13 protein-coding genes and 4 tRNA genes are annotated in these 17,876 nt (G+C 64.6%); 5 read left to right on the forward strand and 12 right to left on the reverse strand.

What is annotated here, in order from left to right:
- Positions 1–6: 6 nt before the first annotated feature.
- The 6 genes from ACOJCM_RS17685 to ACOJCM_RS17710 form a co-directional block, all read right to left on the reverse strand.
- Positions 7–507: a molybdopterin-dependent oxidoreductase gene (locus tag ACOJCM_RS17685; RefSeq protein WP_445213376.1), complete on the reverse strand. Its 501-nt coding sequence runs from the start codon at positions 505–507 to the stop codon at positions 7–9.
- Positions 508–628: 121 nt separating this feature from the next.
- Positions 629–704 (reverse strand) — tRNA-Asn (locus tag ACOJCM_RS17690).
- Between the two features lie 43 nt (positions 705–747).
- Positions 748–823, reverse strand: a tRNA-Asn gene (locus ACOJCM_RS17695).
- 30 nt (positions 824–853) lie between these two features.
- A tRNA-Asn gene (locus ACOJCM_RS17700) sits at positions 854–929 on the reverse strand.
- 143 nt (positions 930–1,072) lie between these two features.
- Positions 1,073–1,149: transfer RNA gene (locus ACOJCM_RS17705), tRNA-Met, on the reverse strand.
- A gap of 77 nt (positions 1,150–1,226) precedes the next feature.
- Entirely contained in the window at positions 1,227–2,189 is a 963-nt protein-coding gene (locus tag ACOJCM_RS17710; RefSeq protein WP_445213377.1) for a choline ABC transporter substrate-binding protein, read from the reverse strand.
- 158 nt (positions 2,190–2,347) lie between these two features.
- Between ACOJCM_RS17710 and betI the strand changes: the two genes are divergently transcribed.
- The 4 genes from betI to ACOJCM_RS17730 all read left to right on the forward strand — a co-directional run bounded on the left by betI (position 2,348) and on the right by ACOJCM_RS17730 (position 8,925).
- A complete protein-coding gene (gene betI, locus ACOJCM_RS17715; RefSeq protein WP_445213378.1) occupies positions 2,348–2,968 on the forward strand; it encodes a transcriptional regulator BetI in 621 nt (206 codons plus the stop codon).
- The gene (betB, locus tag ACOJCM_RS17720) at positions 2,965–4,434 is read left to right on the forward strand and encodes a betaine-aldehyde dehydrogenase (protein WP_445213379.1); all 1,470 of its coding nucleotides are present in this window, start codon (positions 2,965–2,967) and stop codon (positions 4,432–4,434) included. The genes betI and betB overlap by 4 nt, the downstream gene beginning before the upstream one ends.
- 202 nt (positions 4,435–4,636) lie before the next feature.
- Positions 4,637–6,328: a choline dehydrogenase gene (gene betA, locus ACOJCM_RS17725; RefSeq protein ID WP_445213380.1), complete on the forward strand. Its 1,692-nt coding sequence runs from the start codon at positions 4,637–4,639 to the stop codon at positions 6,326–6,328.
- A 149-nt stretch (positions 6,329–6,477) separates the two neighbouring features.
- A complete protein-coding gene (locus ACOJCM_RS17730) occupies positions 6,478–8,925 on the forward strand; it encodes an acyl-CoA dehydrogenase (RefSeq protein WP_445213381.1) in 2,448 nt (815 codons plus the stop codon).
- Between the two features lie 101 nt (positions 8,926–9,026).
- On the opposite strand, the gene ACOJCM_RS17735 is transcribed toward ACOJCM_RS17730, so the two are convergent.
- The 4 genes from ACOJCM_RS17735 to ACOJCM_RS17750 all read right to left on the reverse strand — a co-directional run bounded on the left by ACOJCM_RS17735 (position 9,027) and on the right by ACOJCM_RS17750 (position 14,894).
- Complete coding sequence (locus ACOJCM_RS17735; RefSeq protein ID WP_445213382.1) at positions 9,027–10,928, reverse strand: SLC13 family permease; 1,902 nt, start codon at positions 10,926–10,928, stop codon at positions 9,027–9,029.
- A 137-nt stretch (positions 10,929–11,065) separates the two neighbouring features.
- The gene (locus tag ACOJCM_RS17740; RefSeq protein ID WP_445213383.1) at positions 11,066–11,884 is read right to left on the reverse strand and encodes an enoyl-CoA hydratase-related protein; all 819 of its coding nucleotides are present in this window, start codon (positions 11,882–11,884) and stop codon (positions 11,066–11,068) included.
- Positions 11,881–14,079, reverse strand: coding sequence for an acetate--CoA ligase family protein (locus tag ACOJCM_RS17745; protein WP_445213384.1), 2,199 nt, complete (start codon positions 14,077–14,079; stop codon positions 11,881–11,883). Before ACOJCM_RS17745 ends, ACOJCM_RS17740 begins: the two co-directional genes overlap by 4 nt.
- A 20-nt stretch (positions 14,080–14,099) precedes the next feature.
- Positions 14,100–14,894: an enoyl-CoA hydratase/isomerase family protein gene (locus ACOJCM_RS17750; protein WP_445213385.1), complete on the reverse strand. Its 795-nt coding sequence runs from the start codon at positions 14,892–14,894 to the stop codon at positions 14,100–14,102.
- 271 nt (positions 14,895–15,165) lie between these two features.
- On the opposite strand from ACOJCM_RS17750, the gene ACOJCM_RS17755 reads away from it, so the two are divergent.
- Positions 15,166–16,092: a MurR/RpiR family transcriptional regulator gene (locus tag ACOJCM_RS17755; protein ID WP_445213386.1), complete on the forward strand. Its 927-nt coding sequence runs from the start codon at positions 15,166–15,168 to the stop codon at positions 16,090–16,092.
- Between the two features lie 67 nt (positions 16,093–16,159).
- Here ACOJCM_RS17755 and ACOJCM_RS17760 read toward each other — a convergent pair whose 3' ends face one another.
- On the reverse strand, positions 16,160–17,137 hold the full coding sequence (locus ACOJCM_RS17760; protein WP_445213387.1) for an NADPH:quinone reductase: 978 nt from the start codon (positions 17,135–17,137) through the stop codon (positions 16,160–16,162).
- Positions 17,138–17,226: 89 nt separating this feature from the next.
- Positions 17,227–17,787, reverse strand: a complete 561-nt coding sequence (locus tag ACOJCM_RS17765) for a hypothetical protein (protein WP_445213388.1) — start codon at positions 17,785–17,787, stop codon at positions 17,227–17,229.
- Positions 17,788–17,876: the final 89 nt, after the last annotated feature.

The raw sequence follows: 17,876 nt of genomic DNA on the forward strand, positions 1-17,876 counted from the left end.
CGGCCATCACTCTGGGAGGACATCGATACGCACTACCTGCCAGACCGAGCGCGTCATGACCTTCTCGGTGAGCAGTTCTGGGAAATCGTCGAAGGGATAGATGATGAACAGGGGCCCCTGGTCACGCACTCTCAGGGGAGCGCCGTCGAGGGTCATCGCCAGTATCACGTCATGCTCCATGAAATCGGCGACCGGCACGTTGGCACCGTAGCCATTGAGCGCCGTCACCCGCAGCATGCTACCCTGTGCCCCCACGGCTTCCAGCACGTCACGCCCTAGAGGGCCCGTAAAGGTAACCTGACCGTCGTGCCACGGGGTATGGGTCTGCGTCGTACGCTGCTCCAGCGACTCGAGCATCTGACGGTCGAAAAGGGCTTCACCGTGTGCGTTGGCCTCGGTGATGCTGCCGCTGATGGTCAGGATCACCTTCCCTTCGGGCTTGTCGAGTGCATGCCCCGTACCGATCAGGCAAAAGAGCAACAAGCCCCCTATCAAAGCCCTGCGCATCCGCCCTCTCCCGCGCCATTGTGCCCAAACGAGTATACGGCAGACGACGCCGCGATCGCTTAACGAGAGTCAACGCTCGGACGAGGGCTGTGCTATGACTTGAAGGGGAAAGTTAGGACACTGGCTCCCGGAGCAGGACTCGAACCTGCGACCCAGTGATTAACAGTCACTTGCTCTACCGACTGAGCTATCCGGGAACGATACGGCCGGGAGGCGAGGGCTTCCCTGAAGATAAGCTGATGGCTCCTCGAGCAGGACTCGAACCTGCGACCCAGTGATTAACAGTCACTTGCTCTACCAACTGAGCTATCGAGGAATGACGAGCGTCAGGATCAGCGGTGTTCATTGGCTCCCGGAGCAGGACTCGAACCTGCGACCCAGTGATTAACAGTCACTTGCTCTACCGACTGAGCTATCCGGGAATGGCCCTGAACACGGTGCGTAGTATACGGATCGGCCACATAAGGTCAAGGGCGGATCTTGCCGGGCCCGTTGCAGTGACTGTCGTGTCGACCATAAGCACGACGCCCATGTAACCGAAGTCACACGGGCGTCGTACGCGATCTGGTGGCTACGCCCTGATTCGAACAGGGGACCCCATCATTATGAGTGATGTGCTCTAACCGGCTGAGCTACGTAGCCTTTTCTCACCACGCGTACACTGGCGCGGCGGGATGGGGCAGGATTATGCCCGCCCCCCGCTGCCTTGGCAAGGGTATTCAGGCATCGATGTCTAGCTCCGCCTTGACGGCTTCGGTGCCGGGCTCGCCTGTGCGCGTACTGACCCCTTCCAGCCAGTCGTCGAGCACATCGGGATTTTCCTGGAGATAGTCCCGGGCGGCTTCGCGCGGGTCGGCGCCCTCGTTCATGATTTCGTCCATCAGACGGTTTTCCATCTCCAGGGTAAAGGTGAGGTTCTCCAACAGAGCGCCGACGTTTTGACACGCTTCGGTGAAGCCGGCACGGGTATTGGTGTAGACCGTGGCGCCGCCCAGGTCGGGACCGAAATAGTCGTCGGCATCTTCCAGGTAAGCGATATCGAAGGAGGTGTTCATCGGATGCGGTTCCCAGCCGAGAAAGACCATCCACTCTTCCCGAGGCACCCGGGCGCGCAGTTCGGCCAGCATGCCGGCTTCGCTGGAATCGATCAGCTCCCAGTCGCCCAGGCCGAAGGCATCGTCATCGATCATTTGCTGGATCAGCTCGTTACCGTCGTTGCCCGCCTCGATGCCATGAATGCTGGACTCGAACCGATCGGCATGGTCGGCGAGGTCGGCTACCGAGGTGATACCCGTGTCATGGACGTATTGCGGTACCGCCAGGGTGTACTTGGCGCCCTCCAGGTTGGCCGACAGGCGGTCGACCTCACCTCGTTCGATGTACGGGTCGCTGATCGACGCCATGGAGGGCATCCAATTGCCCAGGAAGATATCAAAATCGCCATTGCGCATGCCCGAGTAGGCTATGGGTACGGAGACCGTATCGACCCGCGTGTCATAGCCCAGCGCCTCGAGTACTTCTCGGGCCATCGCTGTCGTGGCCGTGATGTCGGTCCAACCCACCTCGGCAAAGCGTATCGTGCCACAACTCTCCGGCTCGTCGGCAATGGACGGAGCCGCAAGCCCAAAGGCGAGCATGCCAAGCCCCAGTGCGGTGGAGTGCATGACGGTCGTCTTGTTCATAGGATGTCCTCTTGCTGTGAAAAGATCCTGGCCGGATGAAGCACCACGGCAGTGACTTTTTATTGATTGAACGTTCAATGAAAAAATGCCAAGCTAACCTAAAGGTAACTACGCAAGGCCGTGGTTGCAAATCGTTACCCGCGTCAGGAGAACCCAGGGTGCCCAAGACAGGTATGGAGCCGATCCGGCGCAGCCAGCTCATCCAGGCCACCATGACCGCCATCGACGAAGTCGGCCTGGCGGACGCCACGGTGCTGCGGATCGCTCGCCATGCCGGCGTATCGGCCGGGATCATCAGCCACTATTTCGGTGGCAAGGACGGCCTGCTCGAGGCGACCATGCGCCAGATCCTCACCGACCTGGGCCAGGCGGTTGCCGAGCGCCGTCGCAAGCTGGCCACCGACTCGCCGCGCGACCATCTCGGCGCCATCATCGACGGCAACTTCGACCGTAGCCAGATCTCGGGGCCAGCGGCCAAGACCTGGCTTGCCTTCTGGGCCAGCAGCATGCACAGGCCGCAGTTGCAGCGACTGCAGCACGTCAACGACCAGCGCCTGTTCTCCAACCTTTGCTTCCAGTTCCGTCGTCTGATGCCCCGCGACAAGGCTCGCGACGCCGCCCGCGGACTGGCGGCGATGATCGACGGCCTGTGGCTTCGGGGCACCCTGAGCCCCGATGGGCTGGAGTGCGAACTGCCCCGTCGCCTGGCTCATGCCTACCTCGACCAATTGCTGGCCGATTACGAAAGCCTCCCTGCGTTTCCCAAGGAGACAGCATGACAGCTTGCAACACCGAGACCCTTTACATCGCGGGCCGCCGTCAACCGGCGACCTCCGGCGAGACCTTCGACGTTCTCAACCCCTTCGACGGCAGCCTGTTGGCCAAGGTCGACCAGGCCAGCCCGGCCGATGTCGATCATGCCGTTGCCACGGCCCGTGAAGGCCAGCGCCACTGGGCGGCCATGACCGGCATGCAGCGCGGACGCATCCTGCAGCGCGCCGTGGCGCTGTTGCGCGAGCGCAACGACGAGCTGGCCGCGCTCGAGACGCGCAACACCGGCAAGCCGATCAGCGAAACCGCCGCGGTGGACATCGTCACCGGTGCCGATGCACTCGAGTACTATGCCGGCCTCGCTCCGGCCATCGAGGGCGCGCAGATCCCCTTGCGCGAATCCTCCTTTGTCTACACCCGCCGCGAGCCGCTGGGCGTGATCGGCGCCATTGGCGCATGGAACTACCCCATTCAGATCGCCTGCTGGAAAGCGGCGCCGGCGCTGGCGGCCGGCAACGCCGTGGTGTTCAAGCCCAGCGAGGTCACGCCGCTGACCGCCATGAAGCTGGCCGAGATCTTCACCGAAGCCGGGCTGCCCGACGGGGTGTTCAACGTCGTGCACGGTGACGGTCGCGTCGGACAGATGCTGACCGAGCACGAAGGCATCGCCAAGGTGTCGTTCACCGGTGAGGTCGGTACCGGCAAGAAGGTGATGGCGGCTGCCGGCGGCTCGACCCTCAAGGACGTGACCATGGAACTCGGCGGCAAGTCACCGCTGATCGTGTTTGCCGACGCCGACCTGGATCGCGCCGCCGACGCCGCGATGATGGCCAACTTCTACTCGAGCGGTCAGATCTGTACCAACGGTACGCGGGTTTTCGTCGAGCGCTCGGTCAAGACCGCCTTCGAAGAGAAGATCGTCGAGCGCGTTGCGCGCATCCGCGCCGGCGACCCGCTCGATCCCAGCGTCAACTACGGGCCGCTGGTGAGCTTCGAGCACCAGGCCAAGGTGCTCGCCTACATCGAGTACGGCAAGCAGGACGGCGCACGCGTCCTGGTCGGCGGCGAGCCGCTCACCGATGGCGACTTCGCCCACGGCGCCTGGGCTCCTGCCACGGTGTTCACCGATTGTCACGACGACATGCGCAACGTCCGCGAGGAGATCTTCGGTCCGGTGATGTCGATCCTCGTCTTCGACGACGAAGCGGAGCTTATCCGGCGCGCCAACGACACCCACTACGGCCTCGCCGCCGGGGTGTTCACCGAGAACCTCGCCCGCGCGCACCGCACCATCCATCGTCTCGAGGCCGGCATCTGCTGGATCAACACCTGGGGCGAGTCGCCGGCGGAGATGCCGGTAGGCGGCTACAAGCAGTCCGGCGTCGGCCGCGAGAACGGCATCGAGACCCTGGCCCACTACACCCAGACCAAGTCGGTGCAGGTGGAAATGGGGCCTTTCGAGTCGGTGTTTTGAGCCCTAGGCCGGACCTCGAGCCACAATCCGTGAGTTTTCTGCCACCGAGATGAGCGGCGCCGGGGACAGGTCGTAGGGGGGGTCCGATGCCAGGATGGCATCGGTAGCGTCCAGGGATGGATTCACAGCGCCTCCTCGTAGACCTGTCTGCGGATCAGCCGCGGCTAGGCTGCGCAGCCCCCCGTTAGCCTTGGGAGATCGCATGTCCCAGATTCGTGAATTCGATTACGTCATCATCGGTGCCGGTTCCGCCGGCAACGTGCTGGCCACCCGCCTCACCGAGGACGCCGACGTCAGCGTGCTGCTGCTAGAGGCGGGCGGGCCCGACTACCGCTTCGACTTCCGCACCCAGATGCCTGCCGCCCTGGCCTACCCGCTGCAGGGCAAGCGCTACAACTGGGCCTTCGAGACCGACCCGGAGCCGCACATGAACGGCCGCCGCATGGAATGCGGCCGTGGCAAGGGGCTCGGCGGCTCGTCGTTGATCAATGGCATGTGCTACATCCGCGGCAACGCGCTGGACTATGACAACTGGGCCAGCAGAGCCGGCCTCTCGGACTGGCGTTATACCGACTGCCTGCCCTATTTCAAGAAGTCCGAATGCCGCGATATCGGCCCCAATGCCTATCACGGCGGCGATGGCCCCGTCAGCGTGGCCACGCCCAAGGAGGGCAACAACGAGCTCTACCGCGCCTTCGTCGATGCCGGCGTCGAGGCCGGCTACGCCGAGACCGAGGACGTCAACGGCTACCGGCAGGAGGGCTTCGGGCCCATGGACCGCTTCGTCACGCCCAAGGGGCGTCGCGCCTCCACCGCCCGCGGCTATCTCGACCAGGCCAGGCAACGCGACAATCTCACCATCGAGACCCACGCCACCACGGACGTGATCGAATTCGAAGGCAAGCGCGCCGTTGGCGTGCACTACCTGCGACGCGGCCAGGCCCATCGGGTACGCGCCCGCCGCGAGGTACTGCTGTGCGCCGGCGCCATCGCCTCGCCACAGATTCTGCTGCGCTCGGGCGTGGGCAATCCCGTACATCTGCGCGAGTTCGACATTCCCGTGGTGCATGACCTGCCCGGCGTCGGCGAGAACCTGCAGGACCATCTGGAGATGTACATCCAGTACGAATGCAAGCAGCCGATCACCCTCTATCCGGCGCTGAAATGGTTCAACCAGCCGAAGATCGGTGCCGAATGGCTGCTGCGCGGCACCGGTATCGGGGCCAGCAACCAGTTCGAGTCGTGCGCCTTCATCCGTACTCACGATGAAGAACCCTGGCCCAACCTGCAGTACCACTTCCTGCCCATCGCCATCAGCTACAACGGCAAGAGCGCAGTGCAGGCGCACGGATTCCAGGCCCACGTGGGCTCGATGCGTTCCGAGAGCCGCGGCAGGATACGCCTGACCTCACGCGACCCCAAGGCGGCGCCCAGCATCCTGTTCAACTACATGTCCAAGGCGAAGGACTGGCAGGAGTTCCGCGACGGTATTCGGCTGACCCGCGAGATCATCGCCCAGCCCGCGATGGATCCGTATCGCGGCCGCGAGATCTCGCCGGGGCCGGACGTCCAGTCCGACGAGGAGCTGGATGCCTTCGTGCGCGCACACGCAGAGACCGCCTACCATCCCTGCGGCAGCTGCCGCATGGGCGAGGGCGACGATGCGGTGGTCGACGGCCAGGGTCGCGTACACGGCCTCGAGGGGCTGCGCGTGGTGGACGCCTCGCTGTTCCCGGTGATACCCACCGGCAACCTCAACGCGCCGACCATCATGCTGGCCGAGAAGATCGCCGATCGCATACGCGGCCGTGAGCCGCTGCCACCCTCCGATGCCCCCTATTTCGTTGCCGGCGACACACCGGCTCGCAGCGAGCCCCAGCGTCGCCTGACCTGAGCACCTTCACGCCCTACCATACAGCGCCCTGCCTACGAGCAGGGCGCTGTCATTGGTAACGTCGCAGGGCTGGCCAGCCATCCTGAGATCGGCTAGGCTGACACACATTCAAACGAACGTTCTAAACATGAACAAGGGAGCGCTGACTCATGCTCACGCTGTTTCTCATTATCCTCACCGTCGTCGGCCTACTGGTGGTCATGCGGCGCGAGGCCGGCGCCGTGCCGACCCTCGCCTTGCTTGGTCTGCTTGGCCTGGCGGGGCTGCTGCTCGGCTCTCCCGTGCTTGGCGTACTGCTGCTACTCGGTGCGGCCGGCGTGGCCGTGGCCGGCCTGCCGGCTCTGCGCATTCGCTGGCTCACGCCACGCCTGTTCGCCATGTTCAAGCGCGTCTCGCCCAAGGTGTCGGATACCGAGCGCATCGCGCTGGAAGCCGGCACCGTGGCCTGGGACGGCGAGCTGTTCTCGGGCCGGCCGCAGTGGAACACGCTGATGAGCTACCACGATGACGGCCTGAGCGAGGAGGAGCGTGCCTTCATCGAGCATCAGTGCAGCGTAGCCGCCGGCATGTGCAACGCCTGGGAGATCGCCAAGGAGCGCGCCGACCTGCCCGAGGAACTATGGCAGTACCTGAAGCAGGAAGGCTTCTTCGGCATGATCATCCCCAAGGAGTACGGCGGCCTCGGGTTTTCGGCCAAGGCGCAGTCGCTGGTGCTGCAGAAGCTCTCCATCAGCGAGACGCTGATGGTCACCGTGGGTGTACCCAACTCCCTGGGACCGGGCGAACTGTTGCTCAAGTACGGCACCCAGGTGCAGAAGGAGCACTACCTGCCGCGCCTGGCCGACGGCCGCGAGATTCCCTGCTTTGGTCTCACCGGTCCGCGTGCCGGCAGTGACGCCACCTCGCTGCCCGACACCGGCATTGTGTGCAAGGAGGAGATCGACGGCGAGGAGGTGCTGGGCCTGCGCCTCAACTTCGAGAAACGCTGGATCACCCTGGCACCCATCGCGACGGTGGTGGGCCTGGCTTTCCGTCTGTTCGACCCCGACCACCTGCTGGGCGAGGAGGAAGATCGGGGCATCACCCTGGCGCTGGTGCCGCGCAATACCCAGGGCATGGAGATCGGACGCCGCCATCACCCCATCGGCAGCCCCTTTCTCAACGGCCCGATCAAGGGCAAGGACGTCTTCGTGCCACTGGATACCATCATCGGTGGCACCGAGATGATCGGCCAGGGCTGGCGCATGCTGGTGGAGTGCCTCTCCATCGGACGCTGCATCACCCTGCCCTCCGGCGCCAGCGGCACCTCACGCTATGCGCTGGGCTGGACCGGCGGCTTCGCCCGCATTCGCCGCCAGTTCAACGTGCCGGTGGCAGAGATGGAAGGCGTGCAGGAGCCGCTCGCACGCCTGGCCGCGCTGGGCTACATCTCTCAGGCGGCGGTCTACCAGACCGCCAATACCATCGATCGCGGCGAAAAGCCGGCGGTGCCCTCGGCGATCCTCAAGAGCCAGCTCACCGAGTTCCAGCGCATCGCCCTTTCCGACGCCATGGACATTCACGGCGGCAAGGCGGTCACCCTGGGGCCGCGTAACTACCTGGGCATCGGCTACAGTGCAAACCCCGTGTCGATCACGGTCGAAGGCGCCAACATCATGACCCGCAACCTGATGATCTTCGGCCAGGGCGCCATCCGCTGCCATCCGTTCGTGCTTAAGGAGCTCGCCGCCTCGGACAGCAACGACCTGCCGGCCTTCGATCGCGCCTTCTTCGGCCATGCGGCGCTGGTCTTCGGCAATGCGGCGCGGGCCTTCACCATGGGGCTCGGCTTCGGCAAGCCGAGCGTTCCCTTCGATGCGGTGGCGGCCCCCTATGCTCGCGACATGGCACGCCTGTCGGCCGGCTTCAGCTTGTGCGCCGATGCCGCCATGGCCAGCCTCGGCGCCACCCTCAAGCAGCGCGAGATGATTTCGGCACGCCTGGGCGACGTCCTCTCCAACCTCTATCTCGCCTCGATGGTGCTCAAGCACTGGCAGGAGGGAGACAAGGTCGAAGGCGAAGCCGCCCTGCTCCACTACAGCTGCACGCACTTGCTCCAGCGCGCCGAGCAGGCTTTCGACGAGCTGTTCGACAACCTCCCCAACCGGGCACTGGCCGGCGTGCTGCGTGCCGTGACGATGCCGCTGGGTCGCCGCTGGAAGCGCCCCGCCGACCGGCTGACTCGTGAGATCGCCCAGGCCGTGTCGCGCGACACCCCGCTGCGCACCAAGCTGCTCGCGGCGGCCTGGCTAGACGACGACGGCGTCAAGGACAATCCGCTGGCCCACTACAACGCCCTGCTGGCCGACTATGACCGCGCCGAGGCGCTCTACCGCACCATCAACAAGGCCTATGCCAAGGGCGAGCTGCCGCGACAGGCGCTGCACACCGAGGTGCGCCTGGAGGCGGCGCGGGAGAAAGGACTGGTGAGCGAGGAGGACGCCGCGTTCATGCGCGACTTCGAAGCCAAGGTGCTCGAACTGCTCAGCGTGGACGACTTCGAGTACGACGAATTCGCCACCGACAAGTCGAAGGTTCTACTCCACAACGCCGCCTGAAGACCACTCTCAACTGCAACGCCCCTCCGCCCCGGCCCAGCGCCGGGGCTTGCATTTCAGCTGTTCGTGAAGCACAAGCGAGCGTGGTGAATCGTGATTTCTTACAAGGGCCAGACCAGCAATATCATCGGCACCGCCACCGTCATCACCAGCAGCGAGAGCGGCAGGCCCATCTTCCAGTAGTCGCCGAAGCGGTAACCGCCCGGCCCCATCACCAGGGTATTGGATTGATGCCCGATGGGCGTGAGGAAGGCACAGGAAGCGCTGACGGCAATGATCATCAGGAACGGATCGATCGAGGCACCAAAACCTTCGGCCAGACTGGCGGCGATGGGCGCCATCAGCAGTGCCGCCGCCGCGTTGTTGATGACGTTGGAGAGCAGCATCGAGAGCAGAAACAGGCCGACCAGGAGCACCACGACCGGCCACTGGTCGCCGGCCTGAAGCAGACTTTCGGCCACCAGGGCCGCGCCGCCGCTGGTTTCCAGCGATTGGCCTACGGGGATCATGGCGCCCAGCAGGACGATGACCGGCCCATCGATGGCCTGATAGGCCTCGCGCAGCGGCAGCACACCCGCCAGCATCGAGACCAAGGCAGCGGCCATCAGCGCCACCGCTGCCGGCAACAGGTCGAACAGCATGGCCATGATGGCCACGGCGAAGACGGCCACCGATACCAGCAGCATGCGTGGCTGGCCCAGCGGCAGGTTGCGCCGGGCCAGCGGCAGGCAGCCCAACATCGACAAGCTCTCGCTGAGGTTGCTCTCGCCCCCCTGAAGCAGCAGTACGTCGCCGGCGCGAAAACGGATGTCACGCAAGCGCTGCTTGAGCCTCCCGCCGTCGCGAGCCACGGCGATCAGGTGCAGGCCGTACTGGTTCTGCAGCCGCAGCTGGGTAACGGTTCGGTTGATCATCATGGAATCGTTGCGCACTACCGCTTCGACCAGTTCGAGTCCTTCGGTATCGGTCGGCTTCTTCTTGGGTTCGTCCTTCTCGTTCGTCTTGCCAAGCGTCACCCCCTCGCCTTCCGATCGTATCGGCCCGATGTTCGCCCCGGTGTTGCGCGCATCGTTCCCCTCCGCCTGGGCCTCGTTCTCCTGCGCCTTCTGCTCTTCAGGATCGAGCCCCACGTGCAGCCCAGCCTTGTCCTCGAGCAGCTTCATCTCCTCGGGCCCGGCTTCGATCAGGAGGATATCGCCCTCCATCAGGGTGCCAAGGAAGGCGTGCCCGGCCCACCGCCGATCGCCGCGCAACACGGCCAGCACGGGCACGCTCTCCTCCACCTCCCGCTGCAATTCGCGCAGCGTCCAGCCCACCGCCTTGGACTTCTCATTGACCTTCAGTTCCACGAGATAGTTGGCGGTATCGAACATCTCCTCGGTGGTTGCCTTGCCTACCCGCTTGGGCACGAGCCGCCAGCCAAGCAGCACGATGAAGGCGAGCCCTGCCAGGGCGACCAGGGCGCCCACGGGAAAGAACGCGAACATGCCGAACGTTTCGCCGGTCACCGAGCCGCGATAGCTGGCGATAATGATGTTGGGCGGCGTGCCGATCAGCGTCATCAGCCCGCCAAGCAACGAACCGAAGGCCAGCGGCATCAACAGTAGCGAGGGGGAGGTATCGTGCTCGCGGGCAAGGCGCATGGCCACCGGCAAAAGCAACGCCAGGGCACCGACGTTGTTCATGAACCCCGAAAGCAACAAGACCGTGCTGGTCAACGCCACCAGCTGCAGGAACAGCCTGTCGCCTACCTTGAGCACCTGCTCGGCGATGAAGTCGACCACACCGGAGCGCTCGAAGCCGCGGCTGAGAACCAGCACCGCGGCGACAGTGATCACCGCAGGATGGCCGAAGCCGTAGAACGCCTCGTCGGCCGGCACCAGCCCCAGCAGGACCGAGACGAGCAGCGCCGAAAGCGCCACCAGATCGTAGCGAAAGCGCCCCCAGACAAAGGCGGCCAGCGTCAGGCCGAGGACGATCAGAACCAGCGTGTGGTCGGACATTCCATCACTCCGTTTGATGGCTTCAGTCTCAGCACAACAGCCGGTCGGCCAAAGGTCCAGTCCTTTCTATCGCTTATCGCGCATACAGGTGTCCAGGCCCCGACCTGGACCGAACAGATCTTGAAAGGGAATAAAGGCTACTTCGTCATCTTCTCGAGCATGGCGTTCACCGCCTCGAGATGCTCCGGCTCGTTATGGCACATGCCCTGAAAGACTGCACAGACGTCGAGGAAATCCTTGAGTTCGGTGCGCTGGGCCATCTTCATCAAGCGCTTGGTCAGTCGCGTCGCCTTGGGTGGCTGGGCAGCGATGCGCGCCGTCAGCTCGTTCACTCGCTGCATGAGCGATTCCGGATCGGTCACTTCGAGCACGATGCCGACTTCCTTGGCCTCATCGGCATCGATCACCCGGCCCGAGAGCGTCAGTTCGAAGGCACGCTGGTAGCCGATCAGGCGCTGCATGAACCAGGCACCGCCGTCACCGGGGATGATGCCCAGGTTGAGGAAGGTCTCGCCAAACTTTGCCTTGCGCGAGGCGATACGGATATCGGCCATGTTGGCGAGATCGAAGCCCGCGCCGATGGCCGGCCCGTTGACGGCAGCGATCACTGGTACCTCCACCGCCTGCAAGGCCAGCGGAATGCGCTGGATCCCGCGACGATAGCGCCCCGCCACCTCGGCCACGTTGCCGGCGAAGTCGCCGCCGCGATTGGCCATGTCCTTGACGTTGCCGCCAGCCGAGAACGCCGAGCCTGCGCCGGTAATGACCAGTACCGAGACGTCATCGCAGCGGTTGACCCACTCCGCCGTGTCGACGATGTCGTCGGCCAGGGCGGTGCCGGTCAGGGCATTGCGCACGTCGTGGCGATCGAGGGTCAGGGTCGCCACGTGCCCCTCCAGGGTGAGCAGCGAATCCTGCAGGACGGGCTGTGGGGGCTGGGCCTTGCTCTCGCTCATGCGGTTGACTCCTTTGCGTTGGCAGTGGCGGCGGTATCGCGCTCCACGATAACGCGTGCGTCCACCACGGCATAGCCGTCCGCATTGGCGATCACCGGGTTGAGATCGAGCTCGGCCAGCTCCGGGTAGGCATCGGCGATGCGCGAAACCGTCAGCAGCAGTTCGACCAGTGCCTCCTTGTCCACCGCCGGCTCCCCGCGGGCACCCTCGAGGACCTTGCGTGCCTTGATCTGTGCCACCATGCTGCAAGCGTCATGGCGCGACAGGGGAATCGAGCGGAAGGCGACGTCCTCGAGAATCTCGACGAAGATGCCGCCCAGGCCGAACATCAACACCGGCCCGAAGATGGGGTCGCGGATTACGCCGACGATCACTTCGACGCCCTTCCTGGCCATCGGCGCGACCAGCATTCCTTCGATGTCGGCTTGCGCATCGTAAGCGCGGCAGGAGGCGAGAATCTCCTCCCGCGCGCGGCGCAGCGCCGCCTCGCCGACCAGGTTCAACTTGACCCCACCGGCGTCCGACTTGTGCAGGATATCCTTCGATATGACTTTCATCGCCAGCGGCGTGTCGCCGAAGCTGGCGGCGACCTCCCCCAGCTCCGCGTCGCTGCGCACGACGGCATCCCGGGGCACCTCGATGCCGTGCTCGCGAAGCAGTTGCTTGGCCTCATACTCGAGCAGGTCGCGCCCTTCGGCCTGGGCATGCTGGAACATGTCGCTGAGTTCCTGCCTGGGAGCAAGCGCCGGTTCGGAGGGATATTTTTCACGTAGTGCCAGGTAGTCCCCCCGCTCGCCCAGTGCCCGCAGCACGCGTACCGACTGCTCGATGGAGGCGTATATCGGCAAGCCCGCCTCGTGCAGGCGACGCAGGGGCGGCGGCTTGATCGGTGTGTAGAGGCTGTAGATCACGAGCGGCTTGTCGGTGGCTTTCGACAGGTCGACCATCGCCTCGGCCCCACGCATTTCGTCGCCCAGCAGCGATTCGGCGAAGCGGATGCTGTACCCACCGAACATGCCGACAAGAAAGACGCTATCGACGTTGTCGTCGGCGGCGACGATCTCCATGCAAGTGGCCAGCAATGAAGGGTTGGCATCGGTGGAGCCGGCAACGTCCACCGGGTTGACCGTCGAGGCCTGGGGAAAGAGCACGTCGCGCAGTTTTTGGCGCGTCTCGTCGGACAGTTCGGCCAGTTCGAGCCCGGCCTCGGCCAGGCGGTCGGAGGCGATGGTCGCCTGGCCACCGCCGTCCGAGACGACCGCCACCCGCTTGCCGCGCGCCTTCTGCAGCAGCCCGAGCCCCTCGGCCACCGGCAGGATCTCGTCGGAACGATGCACCACGCTGACCCCGGCCTGGCGCAGCAGGTCCACGGTCATGGCGTAGCTGCCGGCCAGCGCCCCGGTATGGGAGCTGGCCGCCTTCTGGCCGGCCTCGGTGGAGCCCGACTTGTAGACCACCACCGGCTTCATGGCGCTGACGTCGCGCGCCACCTCGAGAAAGCGGCGCCCGTCGCGAAAGCCCTCCACGTAGAGGGTGGCCACTCGGGTGTGCTCGTCCTCGCCGAGGTAGCGAAGGTAGTCGTTGAAGCCGATGTCGCTCTGGTTGCCCGGCCCCACATACGTGGAGAAGCCGACCTGGCCGTTGTACTGGGCCTCGAGTGCCAGCGACAGCAGCATGTTGCCTGACTGCGAGACGATGCCAACGTCACCCGGCTTGACGTTGTCCAGCGCCAGCAGGTTGAGCCGGTGATGCAGGTTGAACACCCCCGAGGTGTTGGGGCCGATGACGCGTACGCCATGCGCTTCGGCCTGGCGCATCATCTCGTGCTCGAGATCGGCGCCCTCCTCGCTCATCTCGGCGAAGCCGCTGGCGAGGATTACCGCGCCCTTGATGCCATGCCGGCCACATTCCGCGATCAGCCCTGGCACGCTGGGCGCCGGCGTGCAGATCAGCGCCAGCTCCGGATGACCGGAAATGTCGGCGATCGACGGCCAGGCCTTGATACCCAGGATCATGTCGGCCTTGGGATTGACCGGATAGATGTCGCCACGAAAGCCATCCTTGATCAGGCCGACCATGGCCTTGTAGCCACGCTTGGTCGGGTCGCTGGAGGCGCCGATCACGGCGATGCCGGCAGGCGCCAGGATGTCATGCAGCGGGCTGCGTGTCGGGAGGTGTCCTTCGATCGGGTTCATGTCTCGCATCCTTGAGTCTTTCAGTGGCCCTGGAATCGGGGGGAGCGCTTCTCGGCAAAGGCATCGACCCCCTCCTGCCAGTCATCCGTGGTCGAGCAGGTGAAAACCGCGTCGAGTTCCTGCTGCAACTGGCTCTCCAGCCCGGTATCGCTGCCCTGGTTGACCAGCCGCTTGAGCATGGCGATCGATACCGGTGCCTGAGCGGACAGGACCTCGGCCAGTTGCCGAGCCTCCTCGAGCAACGCCTCCCCGGGATGGTGGGAAGTGGCCAGGCCGATGCGCACTGCCTCGTGGCCGTCGATGCGCCGCCCCGTGTAGAGCAATTGGCGCGCCATGCTCAGCCCCACCAGCTGCGGCAGTAACTTGGAAACGCCGCCGCCGACACAGGTGCCGATGCTGGTCTCGGGGAAGCCGATCTGGGCATCTTCCGCCATCACGATGAAATCGCAGGCCACCGCCATTTCGGCTCCGGCCCCCAGGGCGTAGCCATTGACGGCGGCAATGATCGGTTTGGGATGGCGCAGGATCGCCTCGCAGACGTCGTTGCCGAGCTGCAGGTACTGGCGGCGCTGGAAAGGCGTGCGCTGGGCTCCGCCGTGCTCCTTCATGTCGGCACCGACACAGAAGGCGCGACCCTCTCCCGTGAGGATTACACTTCGCACGTCAGGGTCGGCCTCGGCGACGGTCAGCGCCGAAAGCAGTTCAGTGTAGAAAGCCTCTACCACCGCGTTGAGACGATGCGGCCGGTTGAAGCGGATCTCCATGACCGCGCCCTGGCGGTCGATGATGAGAGTTTCGATGCTGGCTGGATCCATGAGGTGGCGGGTGCTCTCGTCGTTGCGTGGCTTGGCATAACGTTCGGTGCAGAAACACCGGAACGAAACAAACGTGCCGTTATCTATTCATAACAGGCACAGCTGTTTTATCCGGCATCCTAGCCAAGGTCACTGAGAACGTCAATACGCACGTGTCACCTGTAAAATAAAATAGAAACATTTGTTTCGTTCGTTCACCATTGCCATGCGTTACAATGGCTTCGCCCTGCCCTGACACATCGCCGGACCCTGATCCATCGAGGAGAGTGCTGTGCTGGAACAAGAGATGCAGACTGCCGAGCTTCCTGAGGGAGAGCACGCCCCGCCGGCGGGCCTCGATGCCGTCAACCAGCAGCTGGCCGCCGCCTATCCCGAGCTCAGCCCGCAGTTGAAGCTCGCCGCCGGCTATGTGCTGGAACACCCGGTCGAGATAGCCTTCCAGTCGATCCGCAAGTCGGCCGGCGCCGCCCGCGTCACCGCCTCGACCCTGGTGCGCCTGGCCAAGCGACTCGGCTTCGATAGCTACGAGCAGTTTCGTGAGGTATTTCAATCGGCCGTACAGGCCGGCCCGGTGGAACTCTCGGGACGAGCCAACGAATTGCGTACCCTGGCCAGCCAGACCGACGACCAGGTTTTCCTCGACGTGGGCGATGCCGCCTTCGACAACATCGGTCGCCTGTTCACCGCCGACAATCAGGCGCGTGTGCGTGATGCCGCCAGGCTGCTGCTCGGGGCCGAGAAGATCGCCGTGGTGGGCTTCCGCGATACCTTCGCCTGCGCCTACCATTTCGCCTATGTGGGGCGCATCGCCATGCCCAACATCCAGCTGATCCGCGGCCAGGAGGGCGGGTTGCTCACGGAGCTGGCCCCCTTCGACGAGAGCGACGTGGTGGTCGCCTTCGGCTTCGAGCCCTACTGCGCCGAGACCATGCGCGCCCTGGACATCGCGCGTGCCAACGGGGTCAGGGCCATCGTGGTTACCGACACCCTGCGCTCGCCGCTGGTGCCCGGTGCGGCAATGACTTTCACCGTGGCCAATGCCACCCCACACTTCTTTCCTTCGATCCTCTCCGCCATCACGCTGATCGAAGTCCTGCTGGCCGAATGCGTCGCCTACGGCCCCGACGGCCTGGTCGACAACGTGGCGCGCTTTGAATCGCGCATGCGTGCCATGGGCGCCTACGTCAGCAACGAATAGTCGGTGCCAAAACGCCGACGCCCGCCTCGAAGAGGCGGGCGTCGCGTGAGCGAGTCCTCGCTTGCGCTTACGGCAGCAGGATGGTCGAGCCGGTGGTCTTGCGGCCGGCCAGGTCGTCCTGGGCCTTGCCGGCATCGGCCAAGGCGTAGCGTTGACCGATATCGACCTTCACCCGGCCACTGCCCAGCATGTCGAACAAATCGCGGCACATCATTTCCAGCCGCTCGCGGGTGTCGGCATAACCGTTGAGACTGGGGCGCGTGACGAAAAGCGAACCCTTCTGGTTGAGGATGCCGAGATTGACACCTTCGACCGGTCCGGAGGCGTTGCCGAAACTGACCATGAGCGAACGCGGCTTGAGACAGTCCAGCGAAGTGACCCAGGTGTCCTTTCCCACCGAGTCGTAGACCACGTCGCACATTTCACCGTTGGTGAGCTCCCGGACCCGCTCGACCACGTTCTCGCGCGTGTAGTCGATCGTCTCCCAGGCGCCGTTGGCCTTCGCCAGCTTCGCCTTCTCGTCGGAACTGACGGTTCCGATCAGCTTCACGCCCAATGCCTTGGCCCACTGGCAGGCAATGGAGCCCACGCCGCCGGCAGCCGCGTGCCACAGGATCGTCTCGCCACCCTCGAGCGGGCAGGTCTGGCGCAGCAGGTACTGTACGGTCAGGCCCTTGAGCATGCTGGCGGCGGCGGTTTCCGTGGCGATGGCGTCGGGCAGGACCACTACCTTGTCCGCCGGCAGCACATGGTATTCGCCATAGGCACCCAGCGGCCCCTGGGCATAGGCGACCCGATCGCCCTCCTTCAGATGGGTGACGCCCCCGCCCACGGCGTCGACGACGCCCGCACCCTCGGTGCCCAGCCCGGACGGCAGGCCGGGGGCGGGATAGAGGCCGGTGCGGAAATAGATGTCGATGAAATTGAGCCCGATGGCCTCGTTGCGGACCCGGACCTCGCCGGGTGCCGGGTCGGCCGGGGTGACGTCGACGAGCTCCAGCACCTCGGAACCGCCGGTGCGTGCAAACTGGATGCGCTTGGCCATTTCACTTTCCTTCGTTCGCTAACGTGAGTCCTGCTTCATCCAACCGCTGTCGCTGCGTTCGGTCAAGTCCTGGGCCCCTGGTGCGGCACTCAACCGGGAAATGCCGCCAGCCTCTCGACAAAACGGCCTTTCTCCTGCTCGAAGAAGCGGGGGTCATGCTTGAAACGACGCAATATGGCGTCGTCATCGAAGCCCAGCGCCGGCTCCAGATCATCTACGCCACGCGCCGGATGATGGGGCGAGAGGCCGATTCGCCTGCCGCCAGAGGCGGCAAACCAGCGGTTGATGCCGCAACGACGGTAGAAAGCCTCTTCATCCTGGTCCGCCGCATCGACCCTTAGCGGTGCCTTCTGGGCCAGCTCGCGAATCATACGACGCAGGCTCTCCCGGTCGCCCCCGGGCGAGGCATGGTGCCACAGAATCATGCCCGTACCGGCGGTATCGAGAACCAGCAAAGCCAAGGCCCCGGGCCGTCCCTCGGCATCCGCCAGGGCCCACAGCCTGGCCGCCTCCTGGGCAAACAGGACTTGCCGGGTACCGGTGAAGATCACCAACGGCGACAGCCCCGCTTCCCTACCATAAACGTCGGCACATAGCCGAGCGAGCCAGGCGTCGCGCTGGTCGTCACGTTCGGGGGTCATCACCTTCATGCCTTGCCTCGTTGCATCGTCAAAGCCTGCAAGCCTAGCATAATCGCGGCCGATTCCGATGCGGTCGCTATGCTGTCATCAATAGCCTA

The organism is Billgrantia hypersalina, from assembly GCF_052584175.1.